Below are 17,038 nucleotides of genomic sequence, written 5' to 3' on the forward strand. Positions count from 1 at the left end.
GAATCAGGCAAATTAGCTTAAAGAATACTCTGTTATACCGTCACTTCAATATACAAACAATAAAAAACTATACAAATAGTTAAGAAAAACCCTTAAATGAAACACATTTGAAACTATTTTGTAAAAAATAATTACATTCATAAACTTTTTTTTGAACTTTAAATTTTTTTCAGGTCTATTAAGTACACTTAGTTTCACTGAATAACTATTCATATTGTTTACCAATAAATGCAAAGGAATGTATATGAAAAAGCTGATAATTCCCCTATCACTGCCTATATTACTGCTTGGGCCCTCGGCTGAGGCTACCGATAACTATTTGGTTTCTAATCTAAAAGGTACATCGGTATTTCAAGTTACATTTTTTGATCAAGATGAAGCGCCTGAAGTACATCCGGATGCTGAACCTATTCCCGCCTCGACCTGGACCCTGAACGATCAACTAAAAACAAAAGTTCTCTACGGTATCAATTACTGGGCCGAAGTGATTAACCCTCGTCCGGGGCAGCTACCTGTATTGATCGACATCACCACAATTAATGAAGAAAATGCCGCTGCCGGTAGTGAATTTGTTTATGAAGATCAGTACAGCCTCACCGCATTGCAGGCCGCATTGCTTGGTCAGGATCCCGGTACATCACCATTAGGCTCTCACGCGCAAATGGTTCTGGGAAAGATGGATTACGATACGCTTGACTATGTTCCTTCGTTATTACCCCGCTCCACTACTCAGGCGGATACTTTTAGTATTGCACTCCATGAGTTAGCCCATAGTCTGGGTATTAATAGCAACATCAGCGGGCAAACTAACCAGTTTGACGAAGAACAGGACGACGAAAGCGAAGAGGACGGAGAAACTACCGCAGATACGCCAGCCACCGATACCGACACACCAGCATCTGATACGCCTTCTACACCAAATTCAGACACGGCAAATACGCCCATAGCTCCTGATTCCGGTACTGAAGATAGCAAGCCTTACTCTTCATCTACCTATGGTAGCTGGGTTACCCATCTACGTGATGATAATGGTCGTCCAATGCAACCTAACCAGGCCATTCTGTGTTCAGCCTGCGAAAACCCGTATTCTGATGATGCTTTCGATGTACGCCAGGATAAAGGCTACTTTACCGGCCAATATGTCAGTGAAGTACTGGCCGGCGCTATGCCGGGTGTACCGGTAAAAATGCTGGGGAACGATGGCAAGATTGATACTGATTACATGAGTCATATCGAACTAAAAAACAGTCTGATGAGCCATCAAAATTACCGCAATTACACCACCTTTATGGAGGCTGAACTGGCTGTATTACAGGATATGGGATACCAGATTGAGCGTCGTAATTTCTTTGGTTTCTCCGTTTATGGCGATAACCAAACCATTATCAATCAGCACGGATACTCACTATGGGATGCGGATGGACAAACTTACGTTCCGGATCAATACAATACTTCTACTCTTGGATTAGGGCTGCATATTTATGGCAGTAATAACCAACTGCATCAGGCCGCTGACATTCTGACTTCTGGTGCGGGTTCAGCCGGTATCCGCGTTGATGGCGAAAACAATACCCTGATAATCGAACCTGAAACTCGCGTTTATGCCGATGGGCTCAATGGTCGCGGTGTTATGTTCACCTATGGTAAAGAGCACAACTTTATTCATCGGGGTGATATTCAGGCTAATGGAGATATGGGGATCGCTGCCCTCTTTGATTTTGGTAATAACCTGTTGGGTAATACTACCGAATACCGCGGATCTTTTATTCACTATGTCAATTCTGAAGCCGCTGATTTACTACCGGAATTGGATGGTGCACTGGTAGATAACGTTGATATCAGTGGTCGTCTGGCAGGAAAAGACGCCGCCATTTATATTTCACCCAATGCACTGGTTAACAATATTAATATATTAAGTGGCGCTCGTCTGGAAGGGGGTATCTATTCTGATTACAACCAAAAAGACGACAGTGGACAACAGCGTCTGACCCAACTGACCTTTGGTAAATTAGCTGATGATAGTGGCCGTTCAACCGATGAAGCAGATGCCAACTTTAATTTGCGTTATGACAACAATATTAGCGGTATCAATAATCTGGCACTGAATCTGTTGGGGGGCAAAACATCCCTCAATGGTACTCATCAGGTTTATAGCGTTAATGTGGAACCGGGTGCCATACTGGGTGGGAACAGCAAGTATACCCTCAACAACGATGGATTATTCAGCAACCACGGCGTTGTCGCTCCGGGTAACTCAATGGGCAGAATCGATATTCAGGGCAATTACCAACAGGGCCAGAATGGGCAACTATTGCTGGAAATTGCCAGCGATGGTTCCAGCGATATCTTTACCGTTAGCGGTACGGCTGATTTAAATGGTCAGTTAACCTTTGTACCTCAGGCTGGCTGGTACCCAAGTGGCTGGACACAGAATACCCACAATATGTTGAGCTTTGGTTCAACCGTTGGAGAATTTAGCGAGGCCAACAGCCAGTTAGAATCATCAACCCTGAAATTACAGATTACTCCTCAGAGTAATGGCCTGTATCAGTTATCCATGCTGCGGGATAACAACGCCTATAGCCAATATGCTTTAGATGACAACGCCCGGCGAGTGGGTCGTGCGTTAGACCAGATCGTAATCAATGCACAATCTGATTTGCAATCGCTGTTTAGCGCTCTGGACTTTACCAATAGCGCCACCATTGCCAATGCGCTAAACCAGCTTTCTCCGGCTAATTACAGCGCCATGTTTGCCAGCTCATTAAACCGTGAGCAGCAGATTGCAGATATTATCAGTGCCCAAAATACCCCAACCGCTGATTCATCTGAAGCCGGTCCACGTGCGTTTGCGATTCCGTTTGGCGGAGGCTTCTGGCAGGACCGTCAGGGGAACAGCGTAGGATATAACGCCTCCAGCTATGGCATTATCTTTGGTGCCGAAAAGCCAAATGAAGCAGATCCTAACTGGACATTAGGTTTCCACGGTGCGGTCAGCGGTCAAACGGTTAAAGTTAAATCACCAGAAAACGGTACCGGAAAAACTACCGCGTTTAATTTAGGTTTGCATACCCGATATGCCCAGGACCCAATGGCAGGTCTGTATCTGTTTGGTAATGGACGTATTGGTATTGAAGATGGTTCCATGGATCACAGCGTCAGAATTGGTAACTACCGTACCAATAATCAGTCAGACTGGACAGGCCTGAGCGGCTCCCTGATGGCTGGCGGCGGCTACAACTGGGCCCTAACCCCTGAACTGAGTGCCGGACCGGTTGCCGCACTGAACTATACGGTGTTATCGCACCCGGACATTAGTGAAAATGGCTGCGGCAGCGCCTGTTTGAAACTGGATGCTAAAACCTATAATTCTCTGCGCTCCAGTATCGGTATTGGCAGCACGTTGGATCTGTCGAAGGCAACAGGTAAGGGAATCAAAGCCAACCTGCAACTGACCTGGAATCATGAATATCTGGATACTGATTTGGTACAAAACGCCAGTTTCAGCGGCTATGATAACGTTTCATTTAGTAGCAAAAACCGGATCACCGGCCGTGATTCTGCTGGCGTACAGGGCAATTTGAGCTATCAGATTAATAAAGACGTGACGGTTAGCGTTGGTGTATCCAGCGATCTGTTCCGCTCTGGTTATAACTCTGTGTCAGGGAATGCTTCGGTAAACTGGCGTTTTTAAGCCATGATTTAAACATATGCCCTGTTTTTTTAAACAGGGCATATCAATAACCGGGCAATCAGCCTGAATTCAACAAAAAAACCACTTCACCACCATAATAAGGCGACTGAGAGAGTCGCTGCTGCCACTGCTTATCCCACTCCCCGTACTGAACCAGACCAATGCGAAAAGGAATAGTTAAACCAAGCAATGCGGGCAAATAGGCATCGTAGTTGGTTACTGTCTTACGCCCCTGATAGGTTTGCACCACCAGTTCATCTACCGGCAGTTGATTAAGCTGGTTCACATTCCCGGTTTTTGCCCAGTCCAACAGTCCAGTAACGCTTAAGGGGCAACCTTTTGGCAGTTTGTTCCGTAATCGGCTTAAGAATTCTGCGTACTTATCAAGCTGGTAACTGGCTGCATCAAAATCAATTTGGATACCAACGCGCTGATTGCCCGCGGCAATCCATTTTTCCCGCAGCACCAGTATGCCATCCAACATTGGCTCCGGGATATCCAGTGTAGTAACCCGGATTGATAACCAAAGTTTAGGTGCTTTCAGCCGACTGACCGGAATACCTTTACTCCACAGCCGGGCTTTTCCCTGTTGGCGAACGATTTCCCCCTGATAGAGATAAAGCGCCGACATCTGGTGCAGCACGGGCTGAGGACGAACCCCAGCCCACAGCCAAAACATTTGATACTGGCTGGCATCAACCCCGCTTTGAGCCGGGCAAACCACCGGGCTCAATAACAGGCTTAGTGCCAGTAAAACACGTTTAATCACCAGTAGTAACGCAGTTTCTCTGCCCACACCGATCCTTTGTAATCACGTTTTAACTGCTGGAACCAGGATTTACGCACGTTGCTATCTATTTCCTGTCTATCACAGCTGTTATAACCTGAAGGGGCGTAACACATTATCGCGCGATACAGGGCATAGCTTTTATCTTCCGGCTCGGCATTAGGGTTAGCCATCACTTGTTGATAACGAGTCAAACGGCTCTGCACTTTGCCTTTAAACATAGCTGGTGCATCGTTTAATTCCCATTGCAAACCATATTCCATACCGGTATCAACCCGGGTTTCCGTCAGGCGGAAAAATTCCCCTATACAGTTAAGGGCATGTCCATCTTTAGGCTGCTGTGCCAGTACTTCAGCCGTCTTATCCAGCGATGCGCAGTGATACCCTTTCTCGGTATTGCTGCCATCCCAGTCAAATACGGTGATATTTACATCACCCAGCTTCTCTTTATCAAACTTCAGCGATACCGCCTCTTTACCCGTAGCACGATCTTTCAGGTAATCCGGATAGTTTCCGGTAATTAAATCGCGGGTAAGCAGCGTATGCAGCGCAATAACACGCTCTTCATTACTTACACCGGTCGTTACCTGCTGACGTAGCAATGCGGCATCAGCGATATCCTTTAACACTAAGGAGCGGAAACGAAGTGAAGTCACCGGACTATTAGCAGCAAACACCTGCTCAGGTTTGCCCTGATAGGCCAGTGAATTAGTCAGCATCAACTGTAGAAACTGTTGCTGAATTGCAGTGGTTTTTAAGGTTAATAAATGACGCCAGTGCGCTTCGGCCTGAGGCCATTTTTTCTGGGCCTGTAATGCCTGCCCTAAAAGAACCTGAAGACTGAAATCAATGGTATCCGTCAACGCTTGTGTGGTTGCCGCAGGAATAGCAGACTCTACTTTGGCGTACTCTTTTGGCAGATAGAACAGCCATGCATTATGTAAATAGTTCCAGGCTGAGGTCATGCCAGCCTTTTCAAACATGGGCTTATAGCCGTCAATTTCAGCTTCGGTTACCAAAATGGCCTTAGGGCGGGACTGATACCCTTCCCGCAAACGGCGCAGCATTTGAGTCAGAGTTAACATTGGCGTATCCGGTGCTGAAACAAACTGATTATCCACGGATTCCCATGCCGCACTGCTCAGTAGTTTGGTATCCACTTCATTCACCAAAGACTGTAGCGCCTCCATATTGGCCACCCGCCTCAGCGCCTGCTCGGAGCTTTTAGCCAGAGCATCCCAGTCAGAAGCAAACCAGTAAATACGACGATACAGGTCCTGGGTTGATGATGCATATTGTCCATCAGGATAAGCGGCAAGGTACTCCTTCGCCTTTTGGCCTGCCAATGCGGTCAGGGTTTTATCGCTTTTGGTAACGTCAAACATGCCATACTCATCTAATGCATGTTCAACGGCCTGATTTAACGCAACGCGAAACAGCATATAAGTGGCCGTTTCCGCCACCCAAGGTTGGCTGGCCTTCAGCAGGTTCTGAAAGCCCATCGTGGCCTCGCTAAAGTTCCCATTGTAAAAATAAGCGGCGCTGAGTAAGTAATTATGCAGATCGGCGGCGTGGGATTTTTCAGCAAAAGCAACGGTTGAAACATCTGCCAGTGCAGGGTCAACCAAAATATTCATACGCTGATGGGCTAAATCTTTACGCTGCTCCGGCGTAAGATCTTTATCATCAATCAGCAACTGGAAAAACTACCCTAACGCTGTCGGAGTGTTAGAAACCATTCGCCCACGACCACCCAGCAGCATCTTATCTGACAGATCCAGAGCGCTGATATCAACACCTAGCTGGTCCGCCAGCTTTTTCAGTGCGGGTATATCAACGCGGGTGATAGCAAAACCATATTCATTAACACCGGAAGGGGGAGCGATACGAAGAATGCTAAAAGGTAATTCACGGCTGCGGCCCGGTTCGGTCGCAACAGGCGCATACAGGGAAGCAAACTGATGCTTGTCCGATTCCAGCAGCAATAAATTGGCACGGGTATCGTTATTTATCCACAAAAACGGATAGCTAACCAAAGGAAGAGAGCAAGGTGCAAGCCAAAAATCACAACCATCACCATCAAAAGAAGCCTGTGCCGGTTGACACAATAATCCGGTAAGGCATGCCGCTAAAAAAAGCTTTTTCACTCGCATAAACTCCCTGTCATAATTGAATTCATTTGCCGCTTTTTATCATAATATTTATGGGTTATCACCATATGATTGATGGCCCAATATCAGGCTAATTCTGAAAATTCGACTTGCTCAGGTTTAACAATACGTTGGTAATCTTCCACATTAAGCAGCAGCGATTTTTCTAACGATCCGGCATTAAATACCATCTCATCCAATTGTTGAAATAACAAAGGATCAACCACCAGCTTAAGGTCAGGGTGAAAGCTAAAAGGCGGTATCGCACCAAATACACACTGAGTCAGCATCATGACCTCTTGTGGGCTGGCCAGCGATGCCCGCGTTCCACCCAGTTTCTGAGCCAGCATCAGCAAGTTGGCCTTACGATGGGCGGGAAGTACTGCCAGAACATGTTGCTTAATACCGTTGCCTTTTACATGACAAACCAGCGCCTTGGCACCCTGCTCAATCTGCGTTCCTCTGGCTTTGACCGCCTCTTCAGAACGACCCGCGCGGGCATGTTCAATAACCCGATAGCGCGCCTGCCCACCATCCAATAAGGTAATAAGCTGGTTAAAGATAGCTGATGACACAATATTTCCCCTGTGTAAGCTGCAAGATGTCGGAAAGCATACTCGTTCCTCCGTCAGATATGCTATAAACTTCTTATCATATTGTATAAGAGTCAACAGAAAGTAAAACCGGACACCTGACTGATGCCATCAAATAAACAATCCTCTTTATCCATTAAAAATGAAAACCAACTATTGCTGCGTGAGGCGAAAAAAATAGCGGAGGCGCTGGGCAAAATGTTTGCTCCCAGCTGTGAGGTGGTATTACACGATTTAACACATCCGGAACATGCCATTATCGCTCTGGAAAACTCGCTTTCGGGAAGACAAATTGGCGACCCTGCAACAGAGATGGGGCTGGCAAGAATTCAGGACGGTCAATTCCCCGACGTGGTACAAAACTATGAAAATCATTTTCCCGATGGCAGACCGGCTAAAAGCACCTCGATAGGGCTAAGAAACAGTCAGGGTGAATACGTCGCCGCCCTGTGCCTGAATTTGGATATTTCACTGTTTAATACTATGCAGCAGGTACTTAACCAGCTAACCGCCGTGAATAACCATGAAGCCCCCCTGAATGAATCATTAAGATCCTGGAAGCTGGACGACATCAGAGCAGAGATTAACCGCTACGCCGCCACGCTGAACACCCAGCCGCGCGCCCTCTCCTCTCAACAGCGGCAAAAGCTCATCCGCCACTTATCCGATCAGGGAATGTTACAACTACGCGGAGCAGCAGCAGCCGCTGCCGATACCCTAGGCATCTCCAGAGTTTCAATTTACAACGCGCTGAAAGGGCAGTGAGTGATATTGCTCAGACATAAACAAACGGCGGCCTTTGGCCGCCGTTTCTCATAACACTCAGTCAAATTAAAATCTGACCTTAAACCCTACCGACCCGGTACCGTATTCGCGATGGCTGGCAAATTAGCTCAGTTATTTGTACTCTGAAACTTATCGTGCAGCCGTTTATTGTCTGGCTGTTAGCCGTTGCGCTCAATCTCCCTCCGATGAAGACACAGGTTGTGGTTCTACTGGGGTCAATGGCGGTTGGCGTTAATGTTTATCTGATGGCGCGGCAGTTTAACGTTATCGTTGGTCCGGCGGCATCCAGTATGGTGATATCAACGATTCTGTCAGCAATAACTACACCGCTGATTCTGACACTCATTAGCGTTCGGGTTTAACCCGCTAAAAAATTTTGGTCTACAATAACATACTGAATCATTTAGTTACCCATTGATAATAAGGAGAAGCTCACCATGTACCAGCTGTATATTGCTAATAAAAATTACTCATCATGGTCACTTCGCCCCTGGGTTTTACTCAGCCAGTTAGGTATTTCTTTTGAGGAGCATATTGTTCCATTCAACACGGGTTCCAATTGGGAGCAGTTTCGCAGCTTCTCACCATCCGGCAAAGTTCCCTGTCTGGTTGATGATGAAACGGTGATCTGGGATTCGCTGGCCATTACAGAATATCTGGCGGAATCCTATCCTGAAGTCTGGCCGGACTCCCGGGAAGCGCGCGCCTGGGCCCGCTGCGCCAGCGCAGAAATGCATTCCGGGTTCAATGTATTACGCAACAGTTGCCCAATGAGCGTTGGAGTGCGGGTCCGCCCACATCAGTTGTCAGAGCCATTAATCACCGAACTGGCACGATTGAGTGAGCTGTGGGAACAAGGGTTAAATCTGTTTGGTGGCCCATTTCTGGCGGGTAAAAAATTTACCGCCGTAGATGCCTTTTTTGCTCCCGTTGCGTTCAGAATTCAAAGCTATGATTTACCGGTTTCTTCGGTTGCTAAAGCTTATGCAGAGCGCTTGCTAAACCTTCAGTCAATGATGGAGTGGGAAGAAGAGGCATTAAAAGAGGTATGGAGGGAAGAGGGGCATGAGCAGGACACGCTGGCGGTTGGTATGTTATTAAGCGATTTAAGAGCCGAATAGCGACAAAAACAGTACGACCAGCACAATTGCTGGTCGTAGTCACAAATGCATTGCCGCGTGATTAAGCCTTACTCTCCGCGCTGGCGCACAATCTCAAACAGGCATATACCGGTGGCTACCGATACGTTTAGCGATGACACACTCCCGACCATGGGAATACTAATCAGCTCATCACAGTGTTCACGCGTCAGGCGGCGCATGCCTTCCCCTTCTGCCCCCATCACTAAAGCTACCGGACCGGTAAATTTAGTTTGATATAACGTATGGTCAGCTTCTCCCGCCGTTCCCACAATCCAGACGTTCTGCTCTTGCAGATAACGCAGTGTTCGGGCCAGATTAGTCACACGAATCAGAGGAACGGTTTCTGCCGCACCGCTGGCCACTTTCTTCGCCGTTGCATTCAACTGGGCTGAACGATCGCGAGGTACAATGACCGCATGAACGCCGGCAGCATCGGCACTACGCAAACAGGCCCCCAGATTATGCGGGTCCGTTACACCATCCAGCACTAACAGGAAGGGTTTTTCCAGCCCTTCAATCAGGCCCGGCAGATCGTTTTCCTGATACTGACGACCTTCTTCCACTCTGGCAATAATCCCCTGATGCACCGCGCCTTCAGCCTTATTATCCAGCCACTGGCGATTAGCCACCTGAACCGAAATGCCGTTTTGTTCAATTTCCTGAATCAGCGGCTGTAGACGACGATCTTCACGGCCTTTAAGGATAAACACTTCAATAAAACGCTGAGGATCGCGCTCTAACAGTGATTGAACAGCGTGGATCCCGTAAATAATTTCACTCATGTCTCAGTTCTTCTTTAATACAATATAAAAGCAGGGCGACACCCTGGCCGCCCTGCGATAATGACCGGACAGATTAAAGATCGGCGGCTTTCTTAGCCCGTTTACTCTTTAATGCTGCAGTTATTTTTTTAGTTTTTGCAGAGGGTTTAGCCTTCGCTTTGGTTTTAGATTTAGCCTTGCTTCCCGCCTCTTCCTGCTTAGGTTTGCTTCTTCCTGGCGCTTTTACCCGCACATTACTGTCAGCAACAAAGCTGTCTGCTTTAGAACGGGCACCCTTTTTGCCCCGCTCTTTTTCAGTTTTACCTTCACCGCGCGGACGGCGTTCACTGGAAACCAGTGAAAAATCGATTTTACGCTCATCCAGATGAACCGCTTCAACTTTAATCTCAACTTTATCACCGAGACGGAAAGCCTGACCGGAAGACTCACCAATTAAGCGCTGGCCAACATTATCAAACCGGTAGTAATCATTTTCCAGTGTTGAAACATGCACCAGACCATCAATATACAAATCGTCCAGACGAACAAAGAAACCAAAACCGGTGACGCTGGAGATAGTCCCTTTAAATACTTCACCCACGTGATCCTGCATAAAATCACACTTCAGCCAATCGGCTACATCGCGGGTTGCTTCATCAGCACGGCGTTCCGTCATTGAGCAGTGTTCACCTAGCTGCAACATCTCTTCCATAGAATAGTGCCAGCCACCGCTGGAAGTGGAACCGCCTTTCTTACCGGACAGTACGAACTTAATGGCCCGATGTAAAGAGAGATCAGGATAACGACGAATCGGTGAAGTAAAGTGGGCGTAAGCATCTAATGCTAAACCAAAGTGACCGCGATTCTCCGGATCGTAAACCGCTTGCTTCATTGAGCGCAGCAGCATGGTTTGCAACATTTCGCGGTCCGGACGATCGGCGACTGCATCCATCAGCTTGGCATAATCTTTTGGTGCCGGTTCCAGACCGCCACCTAAGGTTAACCCCAGTTCTGACAGTACGCTGCGCAATGAAGCCAGATTGTCACCTTTAGGGCGATCGTGAATACGGAATACCGCAGGCTCCTCTGCTCGTTCAACAAAACGGGCGGCGGAAATATTCGCCAGAATCATGCACTCTTCAATGATCTTATGCGCGTCATTACGTACCAGCGGTTCAATACGCTCAATACGGCGTTCAGCATTAAAGATAAACTTCGGCTCTTCGGTTTCAAACGAAATTCCACCGCGCTGTTCGCGAGACTTATCCAGCACTTTATACAGCGCATGCAGCTCTTCCAGCATAGGAACCAGCGGTTGATAGTGCTGGCGAAGCTCGGCATCACCTTCCAGAATATGCGCTACCTTGGTATAGGTCAGACGAGCATGGGAGTTCATCACCGCTTCATAAAATTCAAATGACGTCAGTTTGCCGGTTTTGGATACCGTCATTTCGCACACCATACACAGGCGGTCGACCTGAGGGTTTAGCGAACAGAGACCGTTAGATAACACTTCCGGCAGCATGGGAATAACCTGTGACGGGAAATAGACGGAGTTACCGCGATTACGCGCTTCCGCATCCAGAGATGTACCCGGCCGGACATAGTAGCTAACATCGGCAATGGCAACCCACAGGCGCCAGCCTCCGCCACTTTTCTTCTCGCAGCATACTGCGTCATCAAAATCGCGGGCATCTTCACCATCAATAGTGACCAGCGGTAAATCACGCAGATCAACCCGTCCTTTTTTGGCTTTCTCCGGTACCTGCTCTTTCAGGCCCTCAACTTCACTCAGCACCGCTTCAGGCCAGACGTAAGGAATTTCATGGGTACGCAGGGCAATATCTACCGCCATTGAGGTGCCCATATTATCGCCCAACACTTCAATAATATTACCGATAGCTTTGGTGCGACGGGTCGGGCGCTGAGTCAGCTCAACCACCACCACATAGCCCATACGGGCACCCATAATGCTTTCCGGCGGAATCAAAATATCAAAGTTCAAACGACTGTCATCCGGTACCACAAAGCCAATTCCGGCATCCGTGAAATAACGTCCGACAATATGGCTGGTTTTTGGTACTAAAACTCGCACAACGCGCGCTTCGCGGCGGCCTTTACGATCCAATTCCATCGGTTGGGCTAAAATAACATCCCCGTGGATGGTCAATTTCATCTGCTCAGGTGAAAGGTATAAATCATCTTTACTGCCTTCAACCCGCAAAAATCCATAGCCATCACGATGGCCTATTACCGTGCCCTTCACCATATCCAGGCGTTCCGGCAGTGCATAACATTGGCGACGGGTGAAAACCAGTTGGCCATCACGCTCCATCGCCCTTAAACGGCGACGCAGCGCCTCTTGTTGTTCTTCGCTTTCCAGTCCCAGTGCTTCAACCAGTTCATCACGACTGGCCGGCGTCTGGCGCTTTGATAATAAATCGAGAATATATTCGCGGCTGGGAATGGGATCCCCGTACTTTTCAGTTTCACGGGCTAAGAAAGGATCTTTTGTCATTATTTATCCTTATTATTTATTGACCGATATGGCGGGATGCTCCATAAACAGTAATGTTTGAAGTCCTGTGTTATCAACCACCATATCAGCAAGAGTATGGTTATCGAGTTCGTGTAAAAATGCCTTTACCGCATTATCCAGTGCTATTTTTAAACGGCAGGAAGGGGTGATATGACAGAACTGCGGACTGCAGTTCACCAGAGCCAACGGCTCCATGGCTCGAACCACATCACCAATTCGGATATCTTCTGCGGCCTTACCTAAACGAATACCACCATTTTTTCCGCGCACGGCATCCACCAGGCCGACCCGACTCAACTGATTAATAATCTTCACCATATGGTTACGTGAAACACCATAGACTTCGGTGACCTCTGTAATATTGGTCAACTCGCCCTCTGGTAACGACGCCATATAAATTAAGGCCCGCAGACCATAATCGGTAAAACTGGTTAATTGCACAAACACCTCATAACTATAATTATGTTCCAGACAGCCATTACCATCCTGTCGGCTGTATATCGCGAGCTTAACGATTCACCCGCATTTTCGGCGCGCTTTTCTCCTTGCGCCGAATAAAGAACTCACATTTCTCTTTTTAGAATAGCAAACATGTTGATTATGCGCTTGAAAATCATCCGGTTTGCATATTATGTATACCAATGTCGCTGACCATTATAGGCATATAGTAAACGATAGCAGGCAAAGCGGATAACTTTCCTGATAAAAAAACCGGGCTGAAAGCCCGGTTTTTACCTGTACATCCATCATGAAACTTATGCGTCGAATGGATCGCGCAGAATCATGGTTTCAGTACGGTCAGGACCAGTAGAAACGATATCTACAGGTACACCGGTTAACTCCTCTACGCGCTTAATATAGTTACGCGCGGCCTGAGGCAGTTTATCAAACTCTTTAACGCCAAAGGTCGTTTCAGACCAGCCAGGCATGCTCTCATAGACTGGTTCAATACCTCCCCAGGCATCAGCATCCAGTGGCGTAGTTTCAACAACCCGACCATCTGGCATACGATAGCCAACACAGATCTTCACTTCTTTCAGGCCGTCCAGCACGTCCAGCTTGGTCATACAGAAACCGGAAAGAGAGTTAAGCAGTACCGCACGACGCACGGCGATAGCGTCTAACCAGCCAGTACGACGACGACGACCCGTAGTTGCGCCAAATTCATTACCTTTCTGACAAAGGAATTCACCCACATCATCAAACAGTTCTGTCGGGAATGGACCAGCACCAACGCGAGTCGAGTAGGCTTTTACAATACCTAATACATAGTCGACATAACGAGGGCCTAAGCCAGAACCGGTAGCAACACCACCTGCGGTAGTATTTGAAGAAGTCACATACGGGAATGAACCGTGGTCAATATCCAGCAGTGTGCCCTGCGCCCCTTCAAACATCATCAACTCGCCTTTCTTGCGCGCGTTGTCCAGCAGATCGGATACATCAACCACCATTGAGGTTAAGATATCAGCAATCGCCATGACATCATTCAGAACGGTTTGATAATCAACAGCGTCAACTTTGTAGTAGTTCACTAACTGGAAGTTATGGTATTCCACCACTTCTTTCAGTTTAGCGGCGAACGTCTCTTTATTAAATAAGTCGCTGACGCGCAGCGCACGACGAGCAGCTTTATCTTCATAAGCAGGTCCAATACCACGTCCTGTGGTGCCAATCGCTTTTGAACCGCGCGCTTTCTCACGAGCCACATCAAGAGCCACGTGATAAGGAAGGATCAGCGGACAGGCACCTGACAGGAGCAGACGCTCACGTACAGGAATACCGCGATCTTCTAATTCACGCATCTCTTTCATTAAAGCTTCTGGAGATAACACCACACCGTTACCAATTACGCTGATAACGTTTTCGCGAAGAATACCGGAAGGAATCAAATGAAGAACGGTTTTTTCACCGTTAATAACCAGAGTATGGCCCGCGTTGTGTCCGCCCTGATAGCGTACAACATACTTAGCCCGTTCAGTCAGCAGGTCAACGACCTTACCTTTACCTTCGTCACCCCATTGAGTGCCCAGTACGACGACGTTTTTGCCCATCTCACTATTCACCAAGTCAGTTAAAAAAGAATTCTACCATTACATTTCGTTGCTTTCAGTATTTTTTAACACACTTGGTTGAACTCGGACCAGATAAAAACCTGAGTCGCTTAAAAGATCGCCATTTCTTTGTTCTGGCGCAAGTAATCGATTGCCTGAAGGCCATCTTCCATGAAGGATTTTTATCCGAACTCCCTTTTAATAAGAAAAATGAATAAGACATGCTTTATGTCAGCAAACCTCATTTCTCCCCCTCCATTTCGTTAGAAATAAGTTAAAAAACGTGCGTAATGTCAAAAAAATGAAATCAGATTATAAAGAAAACTTGCATAAATTGCAGACAATGAACATATTTCACGAAACGATTCAGCATAGATAAACCAACAAGTTAAGGTAAATCTGTGCTTATTTTTCTGTCAAAAGCTGAAACGATTCAGTTATTTAGGAGGGAAATATGTATCAATTAACTATTCAGAACATCCATTTGAATACTGCAGCAACTAATAAACATCAGGCAATTGAACAGGTTGCATCAGCACTGATTCAATCAGGCTATGTAACTTCTGGCTATCTTGACGGCATGTTACAGCGAGAACAGCAAACATCGACCTATCTGGGTAATGGTATTGCTATTCCCCATGGCACAACGGATACCCGTCATCTGGTGTTAAATACTGGCGTGCAGGTTTTTCAGTTTCCTCAGGGAATAGAATGGGGTGAAGGCCAAATAGCTTATATTGTCATTGGTATTGCGGCCTGTTCGGATGAACATCTGTCCCTGTTGCGTCAGTTAGCTCATGTGCTGAGTGATGAAAGTCTGGCGCAACAGCTGGCCAACACGGATTCAGCAGAACAACTTCGCAGCCTGTTAATGGGAGAGAAGCAACCCGCTGAATTTCACTTTGATGCCTCAATGATCGTACTGGATCTTGATGTAGATAATATCGTTACTCTACAGGCTCTGAATGCCGGGCGGTTACAGCAAATAAATGCCGTTAACCATCAATTTATCGCCGATGTTCTTAGCCATCCCCCGGTCAATTTAGGACAAGGCATCTGGTTATGCGACAGCCTTAAAGGCAATTTGCTCAGTGCAGCGACGGTCAGTCGCCCAGCTCGAATTTTTAACATTAATGGAGAACCGGTTGGATTATTGCTCACCATCTCCGTTGCCGACCGACAACCCAATCCGCTACTAAACCGTCTGGGCAGCCTGCTGATTGCACAACAGGCAGAACGCCTGTTAACCGCAGACACTGCAACGCTATTAGCGTTGCTAACCAGCGATACCATACCTGATGAGCAGGCACTCAGCACTGAATTTGTCATCCATAATGAACATGGATTGCATGCGCGCCCGAGTACGGTACTGCTCAATACCATCAAACAATTTAATACTGAAGTCACCGTCACCAACCTTAACGGTAGCGGTAAACCAGTGAATGGACGCAGCATGATGAAATTGGTTTCTCTTGGGGTGCAAAAAGGCCACCGCTTACGTTTTACCGCCACCGGTAAAGATGCACAAATGGCGCTATCCGCTATTGGTAATGCGATCTCCGCTGGCTTAGGGGAAGGCGTATGAGCAGAAAAGTCGCCACCATTACCCTCAACCCGGCCTACGACTTAGTGGGAAGCTGTTCTGAATTAGAACTTGGTGAAGTGAATCATATTCAAACCACCGGGCTACACGCCGCAGGAAAAGGGGTGAACGTTGCTAAAGTGCTGAAGAACCTGGGTATCGATGTCACCGTTGGTGGCTTTATCGGGCGAGACAATCAGGATGGTTTCCAGCAATTATTCAGTGAATCAGGAATTGCCAACCGCTTTATGGTGGTCCCCGGCCGCACCCGGATCAACGTCAAACTGACGGAAAAATCGAGTGAAGTGACCGACCTGAATTTCTCTGGTTTCGATGTTCCTCCACAAGACTGGGATCGCTTCGTCACTGATTCACTCTCCTGGCTGGGGCAATTTGACATGATAACCGTCAGCGGAAGCTTGCCTGCGGGCGTATCTCCGGATGCCTTTACCGAGTGGATGTTGCGATTACGCAGCCTCTGTTCCTGCATTATTTTTGACAGCAGCCGTGAGGCGCTGGTTGCTGGCCTTAAAGCCTCACCTTGGCTGGTTAAACCTAATCGCCGCGAACTGGAAATGTGGGCAAACCGTCCATTACCCGCGATGAGCGATATCGTTAACGCCGCCCATGAACTTCGGGCACAGGGGATTGCTCATGTGGTGATCTCCCTTGGTGCGGAAGGTGCGCTATGGGTCAACAACTCCGGAGCCTAGCTGGCTAAACCACCAATCTGCGAAGTCGTCAGCACGGTTGGCGCCGGTGATTCAATGGTTGCCGGTTTAATTTATGGTTTGCTGATGCGTGAATCCAGTGAACATACCTTACGTTTAGCGACTGCGGTTGCAGCTCTGGCGGTTAGCCAAACCAGCGTTGGCATCGGAAACCGCCTTGAATTAGCCGCCATGATGTCGCGCGTTAATTTGATACCCTTTAATTAAAGGCAGGATGCA

12 protein-coding genes and 2 pseudogenes are annotated in these 17,038 nt (G+C 47.5%); 6 read left to right on the top strand and 8 right to left on the bottom strand.

The window, feature by feature from the left end; all coding sequences use genetic code 11:
• Positions 1-244 precede the first annotated feature (244 nt).
• Positions 245-3,694 (top strand): autotransporter outer membrane beta-barrel domain-containing protein, encoded by a 3,450-nt coding sequence (locus tag LPW36_RS05050; protein ID WP_230608342.1) that lies wholly within the window; start codon positions 245-247, stop codon positions 3,692-3,694.
• A gap of 58 nt (positions 3,695-3,752) precedes the next feature.
• On the opposite strand, the gene LPW36_RS05055 is transcribed toward LPW36_RS05050, so the two are convergent.
• The 4 genes from LPW36_RS05055 to LPW36_RS05070 form a co-directional block, all read right to left on the bottom strand.
• Complete coding sequence (locus LPW36_RS05055; RefSeq protein ID WP_230608343.1) at positions 3,753-4,490, bottom strand: DUF3142 domain-containing protein; 738 nt, start codon at positions 4,488-4,490, stop codon at positions 3,753-3,755.
• Positions 4,460-6,178, bottom strand: coding sequence for a PA5441 family protein (locus LPW36_RS05060; RefSeq protein WP_230608344.1), 1,719 nt, complete (start codon positions 6,176-6,178; stop codon positions 4,460-4,462). Before LPW36_RS05060 ends, LPW36_RS05055 begins: the two co-directional genes overlap by 31 nt.
• 9 nt (positions 6,179-6,187) lie before the next feature.
• A complete protein-coding gene (locus tag LPW36_RS05065) occupies positions 6,188-6,628 on the bottom strand; it encodes a hypothetical protein (protein WP_230608345.1) in 441 nt (146 codons plus the stop codon).
• Between the two features lie 89 nt (positions 6,629-6,717).
• Positions 6,718-7,206, bottom strand: coding sequence for a YbaK/EbsC family protein (locus LPW36_RS05070; protein WP_230608346.1), 489 nt, complete (start codon positions 7,204-7,206; stop codon positions 6,718-6,720).
• A gap of 123 nt (positions 7,207-7,329) precedes the next feature.
• Between LPW36_RS05070 and LPW36_RS05075 the strand changes: the two genes are divergently transcribed.
• The 3 genes and pseudogenes from LPW36_RS05075 (at position 7,330) to LPW36_RS05085 (ending at position 9,131) form a co-directional block, all read left to right on the top strand.
• On the top strand, positions 7,330-7,989 hold the full coding sequence (locus tag LPW36_RS05075; protein WP_230608347.1) for a helix-turn-helix transcriptional regulator: 660 nt from the start codon (positions 7,330-7,332) through the stop codon (positions 7,987-7,989).
• Positions 7,990-8,087: 98 nt separating this feature from the next.
• Positions 8,088-8,372 (top strand): annotated as a pseudogene (locus tag LPW36_RS05080) (AEC family transporter); the annotation flags it as partial.
• Positions 8,373-8,447: 75 nt separating this feature from the next.
• Positions 8,448-9,131, top strand: a complete 684-nt coding sequence (locus LPW36_RS05085; protein WP_230608348.1) for a glutathione S-transferase family protein — start codon at positions 8,448-8,450, stop codon at positions 9,129-9,131.
• Positions 9,132-9,199: 68 nt separating this feature from the next.
• Here the strand turns inward: LPW36_RS05085 and rlmB are convergent, their stop codons facing one another.
• From rlmB to LPW36_RS05105, 4 genes are all read right to left on the bottom strand, one after another.
• A complete protein-coding gene (gene rlmB, locus LPW36_RS05090) occupies positions 9,200-9,934 on the bottom strand; it encodes a 23S rRNA (guanosine(2251)-2'-O)-methyltransferase RlmB (RefSeq protein WP_230608349.1) in 735 nt (244 codons plus the stop codon).
• 73 nt (positions 9,935-10,007) lie between these two features.
• Positions 10,008-12,431 carry a ribonuclease R gene (gene rnr / locus LPW36_RS05095; protein ID WP_230608350.1) on the bottom strand — a complete coding sequence of 808 codons (2,424 nt, stop codon included), beginning with the start codon at positions 12,429-12,431 and terminating at the stop codon, positions 10,008-10,010.
• Between the two features lie 12 nt (positions 12,432-12,443).
• Positions 12,444-12,893, bottom strand: a complete 450-nt coding sequence (gene nsrR, locus LPW36_RS05100; protein WP_230608351.1) for a nitric oxide-sensing transcriptional repressor NsrR — start codon at positions 12,891-12,893, stop codon at positions 12,444-12,446.
• Positions 12,894-13,207: 314 nt separating this feature from the next.
• Positions 13,208-14,506, bottom strand: a complete 1,299-nt coding sequence (locus LPW36_RS05105) for an adenylosuccinate synthase (protein ID WP_230608352.1) — start codon at positions 14,504-14,506, stop codon at positions 13,208-13,210.
• Between the two features lie 454 nt (positions 14,507-14,960).
• On the opposite strand from LPW36_RS05105, the gene fruB reads away from it, so the two are divergent.
• On the top strand, positions 14,961-16,091 hold the full coding sequence (gene fruB / locus LPW36_RS05110) for a fused PTS fructose transporter subunit IIA/HPr protein (RefSeq protein WP_230608353.1): 1,131 nt from the start codon (positions 14,961-14,963) through the stop codon (positions 16,089-16,091).
• Positions 16,088-17,026, top strand: a pseudogene (fruK, locus tag LPW36_RS05115) (1-phosphofructokinase). Before fruB ends, fruK begins: the two are co-directional and overlap by 4 nt.
• Positions 17,027-17,038 lie beyond the last annotated feature (12 nt).

The sequence above is a fragment of the Limnobaculum eriocheiris genome (assembly GCF_021010575.1).
In the GTDB taxonomy this organism is placed as follows: Bacteria; Pseudomonadota; Gammaproteobacteria; order Enterobacterales; family Enterobacteriaceae; genus Limnobaculum; species Limnobaculum eriocheiris.